Source organism: Patulibacter americanus DSM 16676 (assembly GCF_000420025.1).
Taxonomy (GTDB): domain Bacteria; phylum Actinomycetota; class Thermoleophilia; order Solirubrobacterales; family Solirubrobacteraceae; genus Patulibacter; species Patulibacter americanus.
Window position 1 is genome coordinate 142,744 of record NZ_ATUD01000008.1, and the last position, 18,538, is coordinate 161,281.

The following is an 18,538-nucleotide window of genomic DNA, read 5'->3' on the forward strand; positions in this document are numbered from 1 at the left end:
TGCGGAGGTGGCCCGGGGCGGTGGTGCCCCGGCCGTGCAACGAGCGTAGCGCCGTTTGGTTGCGCGTGCAACTACGCCGGTCCTTCAGGTTTTCGCCCCTTCGGCCGATGCACGGGCGGGGGCCCGCATCCGACAGCGCGTATGCGGCGTACAAGAAGGAGCGGCGATCGTTCGATCGGCCGATGGAATGCGCCATCGGACCGCCGTACACTCGTCGGCCGTCCACCGGCAGGATGCCGCCGCCCCAGCGGGGTATCCGATCCCCAGGCACACCGTGACCGATCCACACGCAGACCCCGCCCCCACGCCCCTCGCCATGACGGCCGAGCAGGTGCTCGGCGCGGCCCCGGATCCGTTCTTCGCCCTCGACCACGAGGCGCGCGTGCTCTACGTGAACGCCGCCGCCGAGCGGGTCTCGGGCTTCTCCGCGGCGCAGCTCGCCGGCCGCGCCATCTGGGACGCCTTCCCGGACGCCCGCGGCTCCGTCTTCGAGGAGCACTACCGGCGCTCCGTCGACGAGGGCACGAGGGTGTCGTTCACCGCGTACTACCCGCCGCTGGCCTCCTGGTTCGCGGTCCAGGCCGTCCCGCAGCCCACCGGGACCGCCGTCTTCTTCCACGACGTCACGGCCCTGAAGGAGGCCGAGGCCCGTGCCGGCCACCTCGCCGCCGTCCACCGCGCCCTCCAGCGGGCGGCCACGGTCGTGGCCACGAACGGTGGCCCCGAGAGCGTCTTCTCCCTCGTCGCCGAGGACAGCGCGGAGCTCGTGGACGCATGGGGCTCGTGGCTGGTGGCCTTCGACGGCGACCACTACGAGGTGCTCTCCTCGACGGTCCCCGCCGGCCGCGGTCGCCCCGGTCGCGGCGACCGCGTGCCGATCCGCCCCGGCACGGAGATCGCACTCGTGCGCGACGGCGAGACCGTCACGGTCGCCGACGCGACGGGCGGCCGACTGGCCGAGCTGGGCCTGCGCAGCGCCGTGCTCGTACCGATCCGCCTGGGCGGCGCCGTATGGGGCTGCCTCGCGGTGGCCTGGGAGGAGCGCCGCCCCGACGCGGCTGCCTGCGAGCCGCTGCTGCGCGACTTCGCCGATCTGGTGGCGGTCGCGCTCGACAACGCCGCCGCTCGGACCGAGCTCGCCCGGCAAGCCGCGGACGACCCGCTCACGGGTCTGGCGAACCTGCGCACGCTGCACGGCGAGCTCGACCGCCATGTCGAGGCCGCCGCGCGCACGGGCGGACCGCTGTGCCTGGCGCTCATCGACGTCGACCACTTCAAGGCGGTCAACGACGGCCACGGCCACGACGCCGGCGACGCCGTTCTGCGGGCCGTCGGCCGGCGGATCGCCGCGGCGTGCGACGAGGGCGACCTGGCCGCCCGCATCGGCGGGGACGAGTTCGCGCTCGTCCTGCACGAGGACGCCACGCACGGCGCCATGGAGCGCGCCCAGCGGCTGCGCGACGACCTCGCCGTCGCGGCCGCGGACGACGGCCTGCCGCCCGTCACCGTGTCCATCGGCGTCTGCGCGTGGGAGCCGGGCTTCGACCGCGAGGCGATGCAGCGCCGCGCGGACGACGCGCTCTACTGGGCCAAGCTCCACGGCCGCAACGCCGTGTGGGCGTACAACCACGAGCTCATGGACGTCCGCGACGCCCGCGGGCGTGCCGCGGCGCTGCGCCGCACGGGCGAGTCCGTCGACCCCACCGAGATCGAGGCGGGGCTGCGCAGCGCGAAGGCGTTCTGGCAGTCGGCCCTGGACGGCCTGCGCAAGCAGATCGCGATCCTCGACGGCACGGGCCGCATCGTCGCCGCGAACGCCGCCTGGCGCCGGCACGTCGGCAGGAGCGCCGGCCGGCCGCGCGACACCGGCGTCGGCGCGGACTACCTCGGCGCGTGCGAGGCCTCCGGCGACCCGGTCGGGATCGAGATCGCCCGCTCCCTGCGCGACGTCGCCGACGGCCGGCGCGACCACTTCGAGGTCGACTACCCCTGCCACTTCGAGGACGGCGACCGCTGGTACACGCTGCGCGCCAACCGCTTCGGCGGCGACGAGCGCGGACGCGTCATCGTCAGCCACGAGGACATCACGGCGCGCCGCACCGCGGAGGAGCAGAGCGCCTTCCAGGCGACGCTCCTGGACTTCGTGGCGATGCCGGTCTACGCCACGGACCTCGACGACCGCGTCACCTACTGGAACCACGCCGCGGAGCAGCTCAACGGCCTCAGCAGCGACGAGGTCCTCGGTCGGCGCATCGACAGCCTCGGCCTCGTCGACCCCTCGAGCGTCGACCCGCGCGACGAGCACGCCGCGGTCGCCGCACCCGAGCTGTGGGAGGGCGAGCTGACGGGCCTCCGCCCCGACGGCCGCACGTTCCCGGCGTTCATCACGCGCGCCGTGGTGCGCGACACCGACGGGTACCGCACGGGCGTCATCGGCACCGTGTTCGACTTGAGCGAGCGCGAGACCTACGAGCGCGACCTCCAGGCGGCGCGCGACTACCTCCACACCGTGACGGAGAGCATCGCCGACGGACTCGTCGTCTTCGACGCGGCGGGCACGGTGACCTACGCCAACCCGGCGGCACGCGAAATGCTCCGCGCCGGGGATGGCCTGGCCGGGATGCCGGTCGCCTCCGCGCTCTACGGCGACCGTCCGCACCCGCTGGCCACCGACGTCTTCGGGCAGGAGCGCGCGGCCGACGACGTCTTCCGGCGGCGCGACGGCACGGCGCTGCACGTGGAGTGGACGGCCGCCTCGCTCGACGTGCCCGACGCCGCCCGCCTCGACGGCTCGCAGCTCGACACGACGGGCAGCCGGGTCCTCGTCTTCCGCGACGTCACGGAGCACCGCGCCCGTGAGGAGCGCCTCCGCCGCGAGGCCGAGGGCCTGCGCTGGGCGGCGCGCCTGCAGGAGGCGCTGGACGAGGACCGCTTCGTCCTGCACGCCCAGCCGATCGTCGCCACGGCCACCGGCCAGACGGTCGACCACGAGCTGCTGATCCGCCTGCGCGACGGCGACGGCGGGTTCATCCCGCCCGGCGACTTCCTCCCCGCCGCGGAGGAGCTGGGAGCCATCGTCGACATCGACCGCTGGGTCACGGGGCAGGCGATCCGCTGCGCCGCGGCGGGCATGCGCGTGCACTTCAACCTGTCGGCTCGCACGATCGGCGACGAGGCGATCCTCGAGATCCTGCGCGCGGGCATCGAGGAGTCCGGCGCCGACGCGAGCCGACTGACCGTCGAGGTGACGGAGACCGCCCTCATCGACGACTGCAGCAACGCGGCGAGGTTCATCGCGCAGCTGCGGGCGATGGGCTGCCACGTCGCGCTGGACGACTTCGGGACGGGCTACAACGGCCTGGGCCGCATGAAGGACATCGACGCGGACATCATCAAGATCGACCGGCAGTTCGTAGGCGACCTGATGAGCGAGCCCGCCAGCGAGAGCGTCGTCAAGGCGATCCTGGCGTTCGCCGACGACATGGGCCTGGGCATCATCGCGGAGGGCGTCGAGGACGAGGAGACCGCACAGCGCCTGTGCGAGCTCGGCGTCCGCCACGCGCAGGGCTTCCACTTCGGCCGCCCGGGACCCGTGGCGTGGACCGCGCCGGTCGCCCCCGGCTCGGGCGACTGAGCGGCACGGCGCCGCACCGGCGCCTGCACCGCGCCGTGGTTGACACGAGGGGGTCACGGTGTCTAATTTGACACCGTGTCAAGCACCACCAGTCGGCCCGCCCCCGGCCCCGCGACGCCCTCCGGGCCCGTGACGCCCTCGGGCCCCGTGACGCCCTCCGCGACGGCGACGGCCGACCGGGTCCGCACCATCCCGCGTCCGGACGAGCCGATCCCCGTGCTGCCGTGGCCCACGATCGGCCTGTTCGTCGTCGCGGCCACCGTCTACGCCGCCTCGACCGCCCTGGGCGCGACGGGCTCTTGGCCGTGGCCGGTGTCGACCCTCGTCAACGGCGTCGCGGCGTTCGCGCTCTTCACCGTCGCGCACGAGGCCGGCCACGCCGCGGCGTCGGCGCGCCCGGGGATCAACCGCTGGCTCGGACGCCTCGCGCTGCCGTTCTTCACGCCGCTGGCCAGCCACGGCGTCTTCCGGTTCATCCACATGCAGCACCACCGCTTCACGAACCACGAGGACGGCTCGGACCCCGACCACTGGACCCAGGGTGGCCCCGCGTGGACGCTGCCCCTTCGGTGGCTGACCGTCGACCTGCGCTACGTCGCCTTCTACCTGCCGAAGGCGTCGGCGCGGCCGCGGAGCGAGAAGCGCGAGACGCTGATCTCGTTCGTGCTCGTCGTCGGCGCCCTCGTCGCCCTGACGGCGCTCGGGTTCGGCTTCGAGGTACTCGTGCTCTACCTGCTGCCGGGGCGGATCGCGGTGTTCCTGCTGGCGTGGTCGTTCGACTGGGTGCCGCACCACGGGCTCCACGACACGCCGAAGACCAACCGCTTCCGGGCGACCCGCAACATCGTCGGCCGCGAGCGGCTGCTGACGCCGCTGATGCTCTACCAGAACTACCACCTGGTCCATCACCTGCACCCGGTGATCCCGTTCTACCGCTACATCGCCGTCTGGCGGGGTCGCGAGGACGCCTACCTCGACCAGGACCCGGCGCTGGCCTCGCCCCTGGGCCGGCCCGTCACCGCCGAGGAGCAGCGGCGGCTGCGGGCGCTGGACCACCACCACGGCTGAGGCCGGCCGCCGTGGGGCCCGGTCGACGGGGGCCCAGCACCTCGCGGTCCCGCGCCTCGGTCGTGCGCCTACCCGAGGGTGGGGCGCGGGCGCGGGTGTCGTCGCGGACTCAGTCCGCGGCGAGGTGCTCGGCGAGGCTCGTCGCCGGCCGGCCCACCAGGGTCGCGAAGTCGGGCGAGGCGAGGTCCAGGCTGCCGTCGCGGATCGCGACGTACGTGCTGATCCAGGCCCGGAGCTCCCATTCCGGGGCGCCATAGTGGGCGCGGGAGGCGCGCGCCTCCTCGTCCGTCTCGTCCTGGAAGACGACGGAGCGACCCGTCACGCGGGCGATCGTCGCGGCGACGTCGTCCATCGTCAGCCGCTCGGGGCCGACGATGTCGTACGCGCGGCCGTCGTGCCCGGAGCCCGTGAGGACGGCCGCGCAGGCCGCGGCGACGTCGTCGCGGACGACCGGGGTGAACCGGCCGTGCCCGGCGGGGCCGCGGAGCACGCCGTCCTGCCCCGCCATGGCGGTCAGGAAGTCGGTGTAGAGGTTCATCCGCACGAAGGTCCACGCGAGCCCGGCGCGGCGCACGAGCTCCTCCGTCGCCCAGTGGTCGCGCACGAGCGTGAACGTCGCGTCCTCGCGGGCGCCGACGAAGGAGAGGTAGACGATCCGCCCCACCCCGGCCGCGACGGCCGCCCGGATCGTGGCGGCGTGCCCGTCCACGCGGTCGGGCGCCTCGTGGGCGGGCACGAGGAAGAGCGTCGACGCGCCCCGGAGGGCGTCCCGCACCGCGTCCTCGGCGGCGAGATCCGGGATCGTCACGACCTCGGCGCCGTCGAGCTGTGGGGCGCGGGCGGCGTCGCGGACGAGCAGCCGCTGCGGCACGCCGGCGTCGGCCAGCCGCCGGGCCACGCGCGAGCCGACGTAGCCCGTCGCCCCGGTGACCGCGATCGGGCCCGCGGCGCTCATGCCGGCGCTCCGTCCCCCGCGGCCGCGGCGTCGGCCGTCGCGGGCTCGCCGTCGGCCAGCGCCTGGCGGGCCAGCTCGAGCACGCCCTCGCGGCTGCCGGCCACGGCCATGAACCGCGCGCCGTGGCAGAAGACGGCGTCGGGCACGCCCGTGACCTCCTGCAGCGGCGCGCCCTCGAGTCCCGCCCACGCAGCGGGCAGCGAGCGGCGGTTCGCGAACCCGTGGGCGGCGGCGGGGACCGCCTGGATGCTCCAGTCGCGGGTGCGGGGCGAGACGACGAACAGCACCTCGGGCGCCTCGTCGATGACGATGCCGCGCCACGGCATGCCGCGGTCCAGGACGAGCACCCGCGGGTCCTCCGCGGCCTCCAGCGCGCCGCGGACGAGGTCGGCGGCGCGGGCGCGGGCCTGCTCCTTCTGCAGCTCGCGGCGGATCATGCCCTCGGCCAGGTCGACGGCCTCGTCGAACGCCGCGCGCTCGGCCCGGGCGCCGTCCTCGGCGTCCCACGGGGGGTTCATCGCGGCGATCACGCCGGAGACGGCGTAGGGCGTGACGCCCTCGACGAGCGGCTCGTAGAGCTCCTGCCCGTTGTCGCCGGCGTCGATCGGCGCGACGATGCGCCCGTCGATCGCCGCGGCGATCTCGGGCGAGCCGCCCAGCTCCTCGCCGTGCTCCTTCCAGACCAGCCCGAAGGACGCGAAGCGGATGCCGCTGGGCCGCTCCCCGACGTCCCCCTGGTGGTGGTCGAAGTCGCCCGACGCCGGGTCGTAGTGCCGGCCGACGTCGATGCGCAGCGCGCAGCCCTTGAGCACCTCGGCGTCGCGTGAGCGCACGATCTCGAGCGGGCCGCGGGCCAGGCGCAGGGTCGCCAGGGCGAAGACCTCGTCGGCGTGGAACGAGCCGGAGTGGGTCCCGACGCGCAGCGGGGCGGGGTCGGGGGCGGCGGGAGCGGCGTCGGTCACGACCCCAAGGTACCGGGCGCTCCCGCCCCGGCGTCCGACCGACGACCGGCTCCAGCGACCGGTCCGCGACCCGCAACCCCCGCGGCGACGCGGGTGGTGGTCCCGCCGACCTATCCTGGAGGGTGATGTCCGAGTCGCCTGCAGCCACGCCCTCGGGCGCGGAGACCACCGGCGACCTGCGCGCCCGCCTGCGCGAGCTCCGACTCCGGGACGAGCACCGCCTCGCCCGCAAGGTCGACCGCCTGCGTCACACGAAGGACCCTCAGGCCCGCGGCCGCGACCTCGCCAAGCTCGTCGCCGAGATCGACCGCGCCGAGGCGACGATCGCCGCCCGCCGCGAGGCGATCCCCGAGATCACCTACCCCGAGGACCTCCCGGTCTCGCAGCGGCGGGACGACCTGCTCGAGGCGATCCGGGACAACCAGGTCGTCGTCGTGGCCGGCGAGACGGGGTCGGGCAAGACGACCCAGATCCCGAAGATGTGCCTCGAGCTCGGGCGCGGGGTCCGGGGGCAGATCGCCCACACCCAGCCGCGCCGGATCGCCGCGCGCACCGTCGCGGAGCGCATCGCCGAGGAATTGCACACGCCGATCGGCGGCGCCGTCGGCTACTCCGTCCGCTTCAACGACCACTCGGGCGAGGACACCCTCGTCCGCCTGATGACGGACGGCCTGCTGCTGGCCGAGATCCAGCGCGACCGGCTGCTGCGCCGCTACGACACGATCATCATCGACGAGGCGCACGAGCGGTCGCTGAACATCGACTTCCTGCTCGGTGTGATCAAGCAGCTGCTCCCGCAGCGGCCCGACCTCAAGGTGATCATCACCTCGGCGACGATCGATCCGGAGCGCTTCGCGGAGCACTTCGACGGCGCCCCGATCGTCGAGGTCTCGGGCCGCACCTACCCCGTCGAGGTCCGCTACCGCCCCGTCAACGACCCGGACGACGGCGACGCCGACCGCGACCAGATCGACGCGATCGGCGACGCCGTCGAGGAGCTCGGCCGCGAGGACCCGGGCGACGTCCTCGTCTTCCTCTCGGGCGAGCGCGAGATCCGCGACACCGCCGAGGCCCTGCGCGGCCGCTTCGGTGGCGACCGCAACGGGGGCCACCGGGACACGGTCGAGGTGCTCCCGCTCTACGCCCGGCTCTCGTCGGAGGAGCAGCAGCGCGTGTTCCGCCGGGCGCCGTCGGGCCGCCGGCGCGTCGTGCTCGCCACGAACGTCGCCGAGACGTCGCTCACGGTCCCCGGCATCAAGTACGTGGTCGACCCCGGTCAGGCCCGGATCAGCCGCTACTCCTCGCGCCTGAAGGTCCAGCGCCTGCCGATCGAGCCGGTCTCGCAGGCGTCGGCCAACCAGCGCAAGGGCCGCTGCGGCCGCACCTCGGACGGCATCTGCATCCGCCTCTTCTCCGAGGAGGACTTCGAGGCGCGCCCGGAGTTCACGGACCCCGAGATCCTGCGGACGAACCTCGCCTCGGTGATCCTGCAGATGGCCGCGCTCGGCCTCGGCGAGATCCAGGACTTCCCGTTCCTCGAGCCGCCGGACCGCCCGCAGATCCGTGACGGCGTGCAGCTGCTCGAGGAGCTCGGCGCGCTCAAGCAGGACGAGGAGGACCCGAAGAAGCGCCTGACCCCGACGGGCCGGACGCTCGCCGCGCTCCCGATCGACCCGCGCCTGGGCCGGATGGTGCTCGAGGCCGACCGCCTGGGCTGCACGGAGCACGTCGTCGTCATCGCCGCCGCGCTCTCCATCCAGGACCCGCGCGAGCGCCCGCAGGACAAGCAGGAGGCCGCGCAGCAGTCCCACGCGCGGTTCAAGGTCGAGGGCTCCGACTTCCTGGGCCTCCTCAGCCTGTGGGAGTACCTCCAGGAGCTCCAGCGCGACCTCTCCGGCAGCCAGTTCCGCAAGCGCTGCAAGCAGGAGTTCCTCCACTACCTGCGGATCCGCGAGTGGCAGGACCTCGTCGCCCAGCTGCGCCAGGCCGCCAAGGGCACGGGCATCACCGTGCCCCGCGGCGGCGGCCGGCACGCCGGCCTGACCCCCCAGCTCGGGTCGGACGGTCCGCTCGAGGCCGACGCGCCCACGGGCGACCGGCGTGGTGGCGCCGGGCGGCCGGCCAAGGACGACGGCGACGACGCCCGCCCCGCCAACGCCGACGGCGCCCGCAATCCGCGCCGCCGCGGGCGCGGCCGGGGCCGCGACGCCCAGGCCGCCTCGGCGCCGTCCGCGTCCGCTTCGACCACGGCCGACGGCGGGTCGGCGCTCCCGAGCGACGCCCAGCTGCGCCCCGTCGACCGCGCCGGTGGGGCGGGCGTCGCCCGCTTGCGCGCCGCGGAGCGCGAGGCCGAGCGGCTGCGTGAGGCGAGCGAGCGCGACATCCACACCGCACTGCTGGCCGGCCTGCTCTCGCACGTCGGACTGAAGGACGAGACGAACGTCAAGACGGACCAGAAGGGCCGGCCGATCAAGCCGAAGGGCCGCCCCGCCCGGGCGGAGTTCCTGGGCGCCCGTGGCGCGCGGTTCCAGGTCTTCCCCGGCTCGGCGCTGGCGAAGAAGCCGCCGACGTGGGTGATGGTCGCCGAGCTCGTCGAGACCTCGCGGTTGTGGGGCCGCACGGCCGCGCGCATCGAGCCGGAGATGATCGAGCCGCTCGCCGGCCACCTGCTCCGCCACACCTACGCCGAGCCGCGCTGGTCGAAGAAGCGGGCGTCCGTCGTCGCCGACGAGCGCGCCACGCTCTACGGCCTGCCCGTCGTCGCCGGTCGCCCCGTGCAGTACGGGGCGATCGACCCCGTCCTCTCGCGCGAGATCTTCATCCGCCAGGCGCTCGTCGAGGGCGAGTGGCACGGCGGGAAGGCCGGCGGCCAGCAGGTCCTCGAGCAGAACGCGGCGCTGATCGAGGAGGTCCGGGCGATGGAGGAGCGCGCCCGCCGGCGCGACCTGCTCGTCGACGACGAGGTCCTCTTCGCCTTCTACGACGAGCGGATCCCCGAGGGCGTCGTCTCCGGTGCCCACTTCGACCGCTGGTGGCGCGACCAGAAGCGCCAGACCCCCGAGCTCCTGAGCTTCACCCGCGACCTGCTGATCGACGAGCGCAGCCAGCTCAGCGTCGGCGTCGGCGAGGACCTCAAGCTGCGGCCCGAGGCGTGGAAGCAGGGGGAGCACGTCCTCTCCCTCACGTACGCCTTCGACCCGGGCACCGAGCACGACGGCGTCACGGTCCACGTCCCGCTCGACCTGCTCCCGCAGGTCAAGGCCGTCGGCTTCGAGTGGCTCGTCCCGGGCCTGCGCCGCGAGCTGATCGAGGCGCTGATCCGGGCGCTGCCGAAGGACGTCCGCCGCGAGCTCGTGCCGATCCCCGACACGGTCGACCGCATCATGGAGCGGATCGTGCCGCGCAGCGCCCCGCTGCCCGTGGCCCTGGCCCGCGAGCTCAACGAGCTCCCCGGCGTGCAGGTCAGCCCCGCGCTGCTCAAGCTCGACGCGCTGCCCGCCCACCTGCGTATGACGTTCTCGGTCGAGGACGAGGGTGGCGCGGTGCTCGCCAGCGGGCACGACCTCGCGGCCCTGCGCGCGGAGCTGCGCCCCGTGCTGCGCAAGCGTCTCGAGGACGCCACCCCCGACCTCGAGCGCCACGGCCTGACGGACTGGACGATCGGGACGCTCCCCCGCGAGATCGGGTTGCCCGGCGGCGGCGAGCACGGCGTGCGGGTCTTCCCCGCCCTCGTCGACGAGGGGAAGGCCGTCGGCGTGCGCGCGTTCGACGCCCCCGACGTCCAGGCGCAGCAGATGGTGCTCGGCACGCGCCGCCTGCTGCTCCTGACCGTGCCCTCCCCCGCCCGCAAGGTCGTGAGCGGCCTGCCGACCGCGGCGCAGCTCACGCTCGCGACCGCCCCCCACGGCTCCGTCGACCGCGTCGTCGCGGACACGCTGGCGGCGACGGTCGACGTGCTCGTCGGCGCGGCCGGCGGGCCGGCGTGGGACGAGGCGGGGTTCCGGGCGCTGCAGGCGTCCGTGGCCGAGCGACTGCCGGCCGCCGCCAAGAAGGTGCTGGCCCAGGTCGTCCGCGTCCTCGACGCGGAGCGACAGCTGCGCTCCCGGCTGGAGCGCTTCGCGCTGGCCCCGCCGCACCCGGCGTTCGAGGCCGCCCAGCGCGACGTCACCGCCCAGGTCGGGCGGCTCGTGCACCCGGGGTTCGTGACCGAGGCCGGTGCCCGCCGGCTGCCCGACGTCGTCCGCTACCTGCAGGCCGCCGTCGCCCGGCTCGACCGCCTTCCCGACGCCCGGGCGACGGACACGGACCGCATGCACGCCATCCACGAGCTCGAAGGCGCTTACCGCCGCCGCGTCGAGGCGTGGCCGCAGGGGCGGCCGCTCCCGCTCGCGCTGCGCGAGGTCCCCTGGCTCATCGAGGAGCTGCGCGTCGTCCAGTTCGCCGGCGGCCAGGGCGCCAAGGCCGTCCGCGACCCGACGCGGCCGAACGACGTCGCCAAGCCCGTCTCGAGCAAGCGCATCCGCCGCGTGCTCGACGAGACCCCCGTCCCGGCCTAGGACTCGCGCGCCGCACGGTCCGGGCCGGCCGGTCCGGGCCGGCCGGAACGCCGGGCCGTTCCGAGGAGGGCGGGCCGACCGGGCGGGCCTCAGGCGTCCCGGGGGTTCGGCACGAGCACGACGAGGGTCGCGTCGTCGTCGAGCGGGTCGACGACGTTCTCGCGCACCGCGTCCTCGACGGCACGGATCGTGCCGGCCGCCGACGTCCGCGAGGCCTTGATCGCCGCCGCGTGCACGCCCTCGACGCCCAGGCGCCCGCCGTCGCGGGTGCGGCGCCCGATCAGCCCGTCCGAGAGCAGCAGGAGTCGCTCCCCGGAGCGCAGCCGCCGCTGGTGGACGGCGATCGCGTCGGGCATCGCCGGGTCGCCGAGTCGCGGCAGCCCCGTCTCGAGGAGCTCCATCTCGTCGTCCTCGCCGATCAGCATCGGCGCGACCTCGCCGCAGGTCACCCAGCGAAACAGCGAGGCGGGGGCGTTCCACGTGCCCACGGTCGCGGTCGCGGTCAGCGCGCCGCCCGGAATCCCCGCCAGCACCTCGTGCATGACGGCCACGGCCTTCGCCGGGTCGGAGTTGCGGTGGCGGGAGGAGCGGAACGCCCCGAGCACCGCGGCCGCGACGCCGGACGCGTAGCTGCCCGTGCCGTCGACGTCGGCCACGCCGACCCACGTGCAGTCCGCGTTCTCGGCGTAGTCGAACCAGTCGCCGCCGATCTCGTAGCCCGGCAGCACGTTGCCCGCGAGGGTCCCGCCCGTGATCCGCACGATCCGCGGGGGCAGGAGGATCTGCTGCGTCTCCGCCGCGGCGGAGATGTGCTGCACGCGCTGCGTCGTCTCGATCGCGTCGGTGTAGTCCGCAGCGTGCGAGACGGCCACCGCAGCCTCGCGCGCCAGGTCGCGGATCGCGTCGTCCGCGGGGCCGACGGCGAGCAGGATCCCGATCGCCCGGCCGCGCAGCAGGAGCGGCGCGACGGCCGTGCCGGGAAGCGCCTCCTCGATCCGCTCGCGGAGCGGCTCGATGCCCTCGCGCGGGATCTCGGGCCCGACGGCCAGCGGCACGGCGAACGTCTCCGGGAACGTCGCGGCGCCCGCGAGCCGCTGCATGCTCGTCCCGTCGAGATCCACGAGGTAGACCGCGGCCGACGCGACCCCGTCGATGCGCTGGGCCTCGGCGATGATCTGCTCGCCGAGCTGGAACGGCGGCACCCGGTTGAGCACCTCCGTGACAGAGAGCGGCGTCGCGGCGGTGTTCGCCAGCTCGCCGGCGGGGCGCAGCGCGTCGTCCTCGTTGAGCTCGGCGTCGTCGCGCGCCTGGCGGCGGACCGCCTCGATCAGCTCGTCCCGCGAGGGGAAGTGCCGGTAGATCGTGCCCCGGCTGACCCCCGCGGCCTCGGCGATCGTCGTCATGCCGCAGTCGGGGTCGGCGATCAGCGCCTCCCCCGCGGCCTCGACGATGCGCGCGCGGTTGAGCGCGGCGTCGCTGCGCTGCCGGCGGCGGCGCGCGGCGGGGACGGAGGTGTCGGGCTCGGTCATGGCGGTCCTGTCTCAGTCGCGTCCCACGGGTGTCGCACTACAGCACACCGCGCATCCGGAACGCGCTGTTGTGGAACACCCGACGGCCCCGCCATCCCAGGACACGATGTCGCACTTCGCGCCGGACCACCGGTAGAAATGGGCCGAACGTCGCGGAACCGCTCGCGATCGGGAACAAACTTCTGCGATGTCGCGTTTAAAGTCGCGGAATCGGGTAGACCAGTGACGGGCGGCACGGAAGACGCGCCGCCCGGACCACACGAGCACGCCGGTCGCCCCCGAGACCGGCTCCTCGGGTGGTCGCGATACCGCGCACCACCCCCGATCCGTACGACGACGGCGGTCTCACCGCTCACGTCGTCGTGCCCTCGGGACCACCCCCACCGAAGGAGCACCACCATGCCCACCACCCACGACGTGCAGGACTGGAACGGCCGCAACCTCGTCGGTTCCGACGGCTCCAAGATCGGCAAGATCGACGCGATCTACCTCGACGACCACAGCGGCGAGCCCGAGTGGGCGCTGGTCAACACCGGCCTCTTCGGCACCCGCTCCTCCTTCGTCCCCATCTCGGGCGCCTCGGCCTCCGGCGACGGCGTGAGCGTGCCGTTCGACAAGGACAAGGTCAAGGGCGCCCCGAACGTCGACGAGGATGGCCATCTCTCCCCGCAGGAGGAGGCCGAACTCTACCGTTACTACGGCCGCGAGGACTACGACCGCAGCGCGGGCAGCGCCGGCGGCGACACGACCGACCGCGACCGCACGACCGACCGGGACCGCGTCTCGGACCGCGGCGACGAGCACGGCACCGTCGGCCGCGACACCTCCGGGCCCACCACGGACGACGCGATGACGCGCTCCGAGGAGGAGCTGCGCGTCGGCACCCGCGAGCGCGAGACCGGGAAGGCCCGTCTGCGCAAGTACGTCGTCACGGAGGAAGTGACGAAGACCGTGCCGGTCACCCGCGAGGAGGTCCGCATCGAGCGCGAGCCCATCACGGACCAGAACCGCGACGCCGCCACCGACGGCCCGGCGATCTCCGAGGAGGAGCACGAGGTCACGCTCCACGCCGAGGAGCCCGTCGTCGAGAAGACCGCCGTCCCCAAGGAACGCGTCCGCCTGGACAAGGACGTCGTCCAGGACGAGCGCACCGTCACGGAAGAGGTCCGCAAGGAGCGCATCGACACCGAGTGAGTCGGGGGTCGGGGCCGGCAGGGCGCTCCGGCGGGCCGCTCGCTGCGGTTCGCCGGGGCAGCTCCCGCTCCCGACCGCCGACCGCGACCGCCGGCTCCGACCCGGGCGGCGTCCGGGTTGAACGGCGTCCGGATTGGGCGACGTCTGTCTCGGGCGGCGTCTGTGTCGGGCGCCGTCCGGGTAACGAACACCGTCCAGGTATCGGGCGCCGTCCGCTTCGTCGGCCCGCCGTCCGGCTGTCGCGCACCACCGCGCGGGCCGGCCGACCATGCCGGCGGCCGTCGTTCCGCCCAACCCACCTTCACGGGCCGTCCTCGGTGGTCGGCCCGCCCGCCCCGGTCCCGGGGCAACCCCACCCATCCCCCCACGGAGCCCACCATGCCCGATCGCGATACCCACACCGTCAAGGGACCCGGCCTCGCCCGCGGACCCGCGCTCATCATCGGCACCATCCTGGCCGTCTTCGGCCTGATCCTGTTCCTCCACGACGGCGCCACCGCCACGGGCGGGTTCCCCGACGCCGACGTGAACGGCCGCACGTTCCTCGGCTTCGAGGCCAACGGCTGGACCGCGTTCATCACGACCGCCGCCGGCGTGGCGCTGCTCTTCGGCGCCGCGCAGCACCTGCTCGCCAAGACGATGAGCCTCATCGTCGGCGTCGTCCTGGCCGCCTGCGCCGTGCTCGCGCTCGTCAACGGTCCGGGCGTGCTCGGCCTCGCCGCCGCGAACTGGGCCACGGAGCTGGGCTGGGGCATCGCCGCCGTCCTGCTGCTGCTCAACCTCTTCGCCCCGCGCATCAAGAAGGAGGAGCCGCTCGACCGCGAGCGCGCCCTGGCCCGCCGTCGCGACCACGGCGACCACCCGCGCACGAGCAGCGATCACGACCGCGACCGCGACGGCCGCGCGTCGGGCCTCGCGCACGACCCGCGCGGTGACCACGACCGCACGGGCGACCACGACCGGTCGGGCGACCATGGCCCGACCGGCGACCGGACCCCCGGCCACGACGCCGGCACGGCCGGCACCCCGCGCACGGCCGGCGGCGACGCCGCCGGCACGAAGGACGGCGCCACCCGCGTCGACCGCTGAACGCCGGACCGGACGGGCCCGTCGCGCCCGACGACGCGGCGCCCGTCCGCGCGCCGGTCCACCGGCGCACCGCGCGCACGGGCTCGCCGCGCGCGTCAGCCAACGGCGCGCGTCGGCGAACGGCGCGCGACAGCGAACGGCGCGCCGGGTCAGGTGCCGACCTGCGGCTCCTCGCCCGGCGTGCCGTGGTACCGCAGGAAGTGCGCCTTCTCCACCGTGATGAAGAGGGAGCGGCACGAGGCGACGGTGCGCCCGTCGTCGAGCACGCGCCCCACCAGGCGGATCTTGCGGCCCTCGTGGCTCTCGAGCCACGCCTCGGCGACCAGCTCGTGACCCAGGACGACCGGGGCGACGTAGTCCACGTCGAGCTTCGCCGTCACGGCGCGCTGGTGCATGGCCACGAGCACCCCGCCCTGGATGTCGTCCAGGATCGCCGCGACGATGCCGCCGTGCGCCAGGCCGCGGGCGCCCTCATGGCGCTCGTCCAGCGTGAGCGTCGCGCGGACGACGTCGCCCTCGCGGGCGTAGCGGATGCCCAGGCCGGAGGCGTTCTCCGGCCCGCAGCCGAAGCAGTTGGGCTGGTGCGGGCGCAGCGGCCCGTCGCCCGGAACGCCCTGAACGGGCAGGGGCGCGGCGGGTGGGAGCTCGGGAGCGGTCGCCATCCGCCCAACCCAACCAGACCGGGGCGGCGAAGGGCGGGAGGACGCCGTCGACGCCCGCGCGGCGGCGGCCACCCGCCGGACCGGCGACCTCACCGGTCCGGCGGCACCCGCTCCTCACCCGGGCGGCCGATCCCGCCGGATCAGCAGGTGCTGCGGATCACTCGCCCTGGCGGCCGACCCCGCCGGGTCAGCGGGTGATGCGGATCCGACGGCTCGTGCGCGTCGAGACGTTGCCCTGCGGGTCCGTCGCCGTCGCGCGCAGGCGGTAGAGGCCCGGCTTGAGCGTCCGGCCCGGGAACCGCGGCTTCACGTCGACCGTCGTCGTGCCCGCGACCAGCCGCAGGTTGCGGCGCGTGGGCAGGAGCGCCCACCGCGAGCAGCGCTGCTTCTTCTTCAGGCGCGCCGGACGCGCGACGCGGGCGCAGCGCTTCGTGGCGCCCTTGCCGACGGTCTTGCCGACGCGGGACTCCTCGACGTACAGCCGCACGCGGGCGTCCTGCGTCAGCCGGACGACCATCTCCGCCGTCGTCGACGGCTGCGCCTTGCGGGCCTTACGGCCCTTCGCCTTGCGGACCGCCTTGCGCGGCAGGTGCCACCGGGTCGTCGACAGCGTCAGGCTCGAGAGCTTGACCGGCGGCGGCGGCACGGGCGCGAAGGTCGCCGACACGTTCAGGTCGCGGGAGGCCGCGATCTGGCAGGTCGGGTTCGCGCCCGCGGGGGCGCAGTCGCCGCCCCAGCCGGTGAACTGCGCGTCGGGGTGGGGCTTGGCCGTCAGCGTGACCGCCCGGCCCACGCCGAGCAGCTGGGTGCAGTCCGTGCCGCAGTCGATGCCGCCCGGGGCGCTCGACACCGTGCCGAGGGTCGGTCCGCCGCCGAGGGCGACCGTGAGGCGGTGGCGCGGCGCCGGGCCGACCCCGGGGGCGTCGAACCGCTGCACCCGGTTGTTTCCCGCGTCGGCGACCAGCAACGTGGTGCCGTCCGGGCTGAGCGCGAGGTTCGCCGGGTCGATGACCTGGCCGAGCCCGGTGCCCTCCCCGGCGATCGTCTCCCACGCGTAGCCGCCCTCGGCCTGCGGCGTGCCGCGCACGATGCGCGCGCCACCCGGCGTCTTGGGCCGCGCCTCAGCGACGTAGAGCGTGCCGTCGGGGGCGACCGCGAGGCCCTGCGGGGCGTCCCAGTACTGGGCGTCCGGCGGGGAGATGCGCTTGCCCGTGGCGTCGTCGAGCACGATGCGGGCCGAGGCGACGATGGCCGTCCCCTGCGGCGTGACGGCGACGGCGGCGGGGCGGTTCAGGCCCGTGCGCACCGTGGCCATGGCCCCGTCGGGCGACACCCGGACGAGGCGACCGCCGGAGTCCGTGGCGAAGACGGTGCCGTCGGGCGCCGCCGCCACGCCGCGGGGCCGCGAGAGGGCACCGTCGGCGGTGGCCGCCGCCACGTTGCCGGCGTTGTCGAACCGCACGAGGCGGTTGTTGAAGGTGTCCGCGACCCAGCTGCCGCCCTGGGTGTCGTACGCGACGCCGCTCGGCACCAGCAGCTGGTTGGAGGTGTCGGAGCCCGGGGCCGCGAAGTTGTTGAGCTTCGAGATCCGCCCGAACACGCCGGCCACCGTGCCGTCGGGGTCGGTGACGCTCACCCGGTGGGCGAACGTATCGGCCACCTCGATGCCGCCGTCGGGCCGGAACGCCACGCCCCGCGGGCGGCTGTAGAAGCCCGCGCTGCGGCCCGCCACGCCCCAGGCGCTCGTCACCCGGCCCTCGGCCGACATGCGCTGGATGCGGTTGTTCGCGGTGTCGGCGACCCAGACGCCGCCGGCCGGGTCGGAGTGGTTCGTCGCCACGGCCCGCACGATCGAGAAGCGGCCGACGCGGTACCCCGTGCCGCCGAAGGTGCCCAGCAGGTCGAGGCTGGCCCCGTCGTAGACGTTGACGCGCCCGTTGATGTTGTCGCCGACGTAGAGCTGGTTGCGTGCGTCGAGCGCCGTGTCGTAGGGGAACTGGAACTGGCCCAGGCCCTTGCCGAACGAGCCGGCCTCGCCGATCGTCTTGAAGGTCGACGCGTGCACCACGAGCACGCGGTGGTTCTGGTTGTCGGGGATGAAGAGCCGCGTGCCGGCGCCGTCGACGCTCACGCCCTGCGGGCGCTTGAGGTTGATACCCGCGTCGGCCGTCGACCGCGGGGGACCGTACGGGCGCAGCGAGTTCGGCTCGAGGCCGTAGCGCAGGACGCGATCGTTGCCGGCGTCCGCCACGAACACGACGACCTGGTCGCCCGGCCGGCGCTGGCTCACCGCGATGCCGCCCGCCGAGATCCCGCCGTCGGGCCGTGAGCTCGTGTTGGACAGCGCCAGCCCGGCGTCCTGGGCGAAGGTCGAGAGGTAGCGGCCGTCGTCGGCCGAGAACACCTGGATCCGGTTGTTCTCCGAGTCGAGCACGAAGACGTGGCCGCTGCGGTCGAGCGCGACGCCGCCGACGACGCCCAGCCGCCCGGCCTCGCCCCGCTCGGCGCGGCCGCCGAACGAGAACCGCCGCTCACCGTTGGACCCGAAGGCCTGGACGACCCCGCTGTACTGGTCGGCGACGAAGACGTTGCCGTTGCGCTGGTCGATCCCGACGCCCTGCGGGAAGCGGAACACCCCGGGGGTCGCGGGATCCTCCCCGATCGCCGACGGCGTGAGGGGTGGCCCGGCGGCGTGCGCGGTCGACGTCCCCACGGCCGGCGCGGACAGCGCGAGCAGCGGGAGGACGGCGAGGGCGACGCGTGATCGAAGGGCCTGGGGACGGCGGAACCTCGGGACGTGCATCGCGGAACATGGTGGCGGCTCGGTCGGCCCGCCGCGCCGGTGGGACGAACCGTGCGTCCGCCCAGCCGCCGCGCCCTTCATGGGAA

Annotated in this window: 10 protein-coding genes; 5 read left to right on the forward strand and 5 right to left on the reverse strand. The window is 74.8% G+C overall.

Features of this window, described 5'->3' with window-relative positions; translation table 11 throughout:
• Window positions 1–274 precede the first annotated feature (274 nt).
• Together F593_RS0114325 and F593_RS25430 are read left to right on the forward strand one after the other, a co-directional pair.
• Entirely contained in the window at window positions 275–3,634 is a 3,360-nt protein-coding gene (locus F593_RS0114325) for an EAL domain-containing protein (protein WP_169449199.1), read from the forward strand.
• Between the two features lie 75 nt (window positions 3,635–3,709).
• Complete coding sequence (locus F593_RS25430) at window positions 3,710–4,702, forward strand: fatty acid desaturase (RefSeq protein ID WP_084630060.1); 993 nt, start codon at window positions 3,710–3,712, stop codon at window positions 4,700–4,702.
• A 109-nt stretch (window positions 4,703–4,811) separates the two neighbouring features.
• Here the strand turns inward: F593_RS25430 and F593_RS0114335 are convergent, their stop codons facing one another.
• Entirely contained in the window at window positions 4,812–5,657 is an 846-nt protein-coding gene (locus tag F593_RS0114335; RefSeq protein WP_022929441.1) for an NAD(P)H-binding protein, read from the reverse strand.
• Window positions 5,654–6,619 carry an MYG1 family protein gene (locus F593_RS25435; protein ID WP_022929442.1) on the reverse strand — a complete coding sequence of 322 codons (966 nt, stop codon included), beginning with the start codon at window positions 6,617–6,619 and terminating at the stop codon, window positions 5,654–5,656. The genes F593_RS0114335 and F593_RS25435 overlap by 4 nt, the downstream gene beginning before the upstream one ends.
• Before the next feature lie 125 nt (window positions 6,620–6,744).
• Between F593_RS25435 and hrpA the strand changes: the two genes are divergently transcribed.
• A complete protein-coding gene (gene hrpA / locus F593_RS30885) occupies window positions 6,745–11,175 on the forward strand; it encodes an ATP-dependent RNA helicase HrpA (RefSeq protein WP_022929443.1) in 4,431 nt (1,476 codons plus the stop codon).
• Between the two features lie 89 nt (window positions 11,176–11,264).
• Here the strand turns inward: hrpA and F593_RS0114350 are convergent, their stop codons facing one another.
• Entirely contained in the window at window positions 11,265–12,704 is a 1,440-nt protein-coding gene (locus F593_RS0114350) for a SpoIIE family protein phosphatase (RefSeq protein ID WP_022929444.1), read from the reverse strand.
• Between the two features lie 399 nt (window positions 12,705–13,103).
• On the opposite strand from F593_RS0114350, the gene F593_RS0114355 reads away from it, so the two are divergent.
• Both F593_RS0114355 and F593_RS0114360 read left to right on the forward strand, forming a co-directional pair.
• Window positions 13,104–13,898 (forward strand): DUF2382 domain-containing protein, encoded by a 795-nt coding sequence (locus F593_RS0114355; RefSeq protein WP_022929445.1) that lies wholly within the window; start codon window positions 13,104–13,106, stop codon window positions 13,896–13,898.
• Window positions 13,899–14,276: 378 nt separating this feature from the next.
• Window positions 14,277–14,987 (forward strand): DUF4383 domain-containing protein, encoded by a 711-nt coding sequence (locus F593_RS0114360; RefSeq protein ID WP_022929446.1) that lies wholly within the window; start codon window positions 14,277–14,279, stop codon window positions 14,985–14,987.
• Window positions 14,988–15,136: 149 nt separating this feature from the next.
• Here F593_RS0114360 and F593_RS25445 read toward each other — a convergent pair whose 3' ends face one another.
• Both F593_RS25445 and F593_RS0114370 read right to left on the reverse strand, forming a co-directional pair.
• Entirely contained in the window at window positions 15,137–15,649 is a 513-nt protein-coding gene (locus tag F593_RS25445) for a PaaI family thioesterase (protein WP_022929447.1), read from the reverse strand.
• A gap of 187 nt (window positions 15,650–15,836) precedes the next feature.
• Window positions 15,837–18,452 carry an NHL repeat-containing protein gene (locus F593_RS0114370; RefSeq protein ID WP_022929448.1) on the reverse strand — a complete coding sequence of 872 codons (2,616 nt, stop codon included), beginning with the start codon at window positions 18,450–18,452 and terminating at the stop codon, window positions 15,837–15,839.
• Window positions 18,453–18,538: the final 86 nt, after the last annotated feature.

Coding starts and splice junctions, on each gene's coding strand:
- F593_RS25445 (WP_022929447.1), bottom strand. CDS start 15,649: ATGGCGACCGCTCCCGAGCTCCCACCCGCCGCGCCCCTGCCCGTTCAG.
- hrpA (WP_022929443.1), top strand. CDS start 6,745: ATGTCCGAGTCGCCTGCAGCCACGCCCTCGGGCGCGGAGACCACCGGC.
- F593_RS0114360 (WP_022929446.1), top strand. CDS start 14,277: ATGCCCGATCGCGATACCCACACCGTCAAGGGACCCGGCCTCGCCCGC.
- F593_RS0114370 (WP_022929448.1), bottom strand. CDS start 18,452: ATGCACGTCCCGAGGTTCCGCCGTCCCCAGGCCCTTCGATCACGCGTC.
- F593_RS0114355 (WP_022929445.1), top strand. CDS start 13,104: ATGCCCACCACCCACGACGTGCAGGACTGGAACGGCCGCAACCTCGTC.
- F593_RS0114350 (WP_022929444.1), bottom strand. CDS start 12,704: ATGACCGAGCCCGACACCTCCGTCCCCGCCGCGCGCCGCCGCCGGCAG.
- F593_RS0114335 (WP_022929441.1), bottom strand. CDS start 5,657: ATGAGCGCCGCGGGCCCGATCGCGGTCACCGGGGCGACGGGCTACGTC.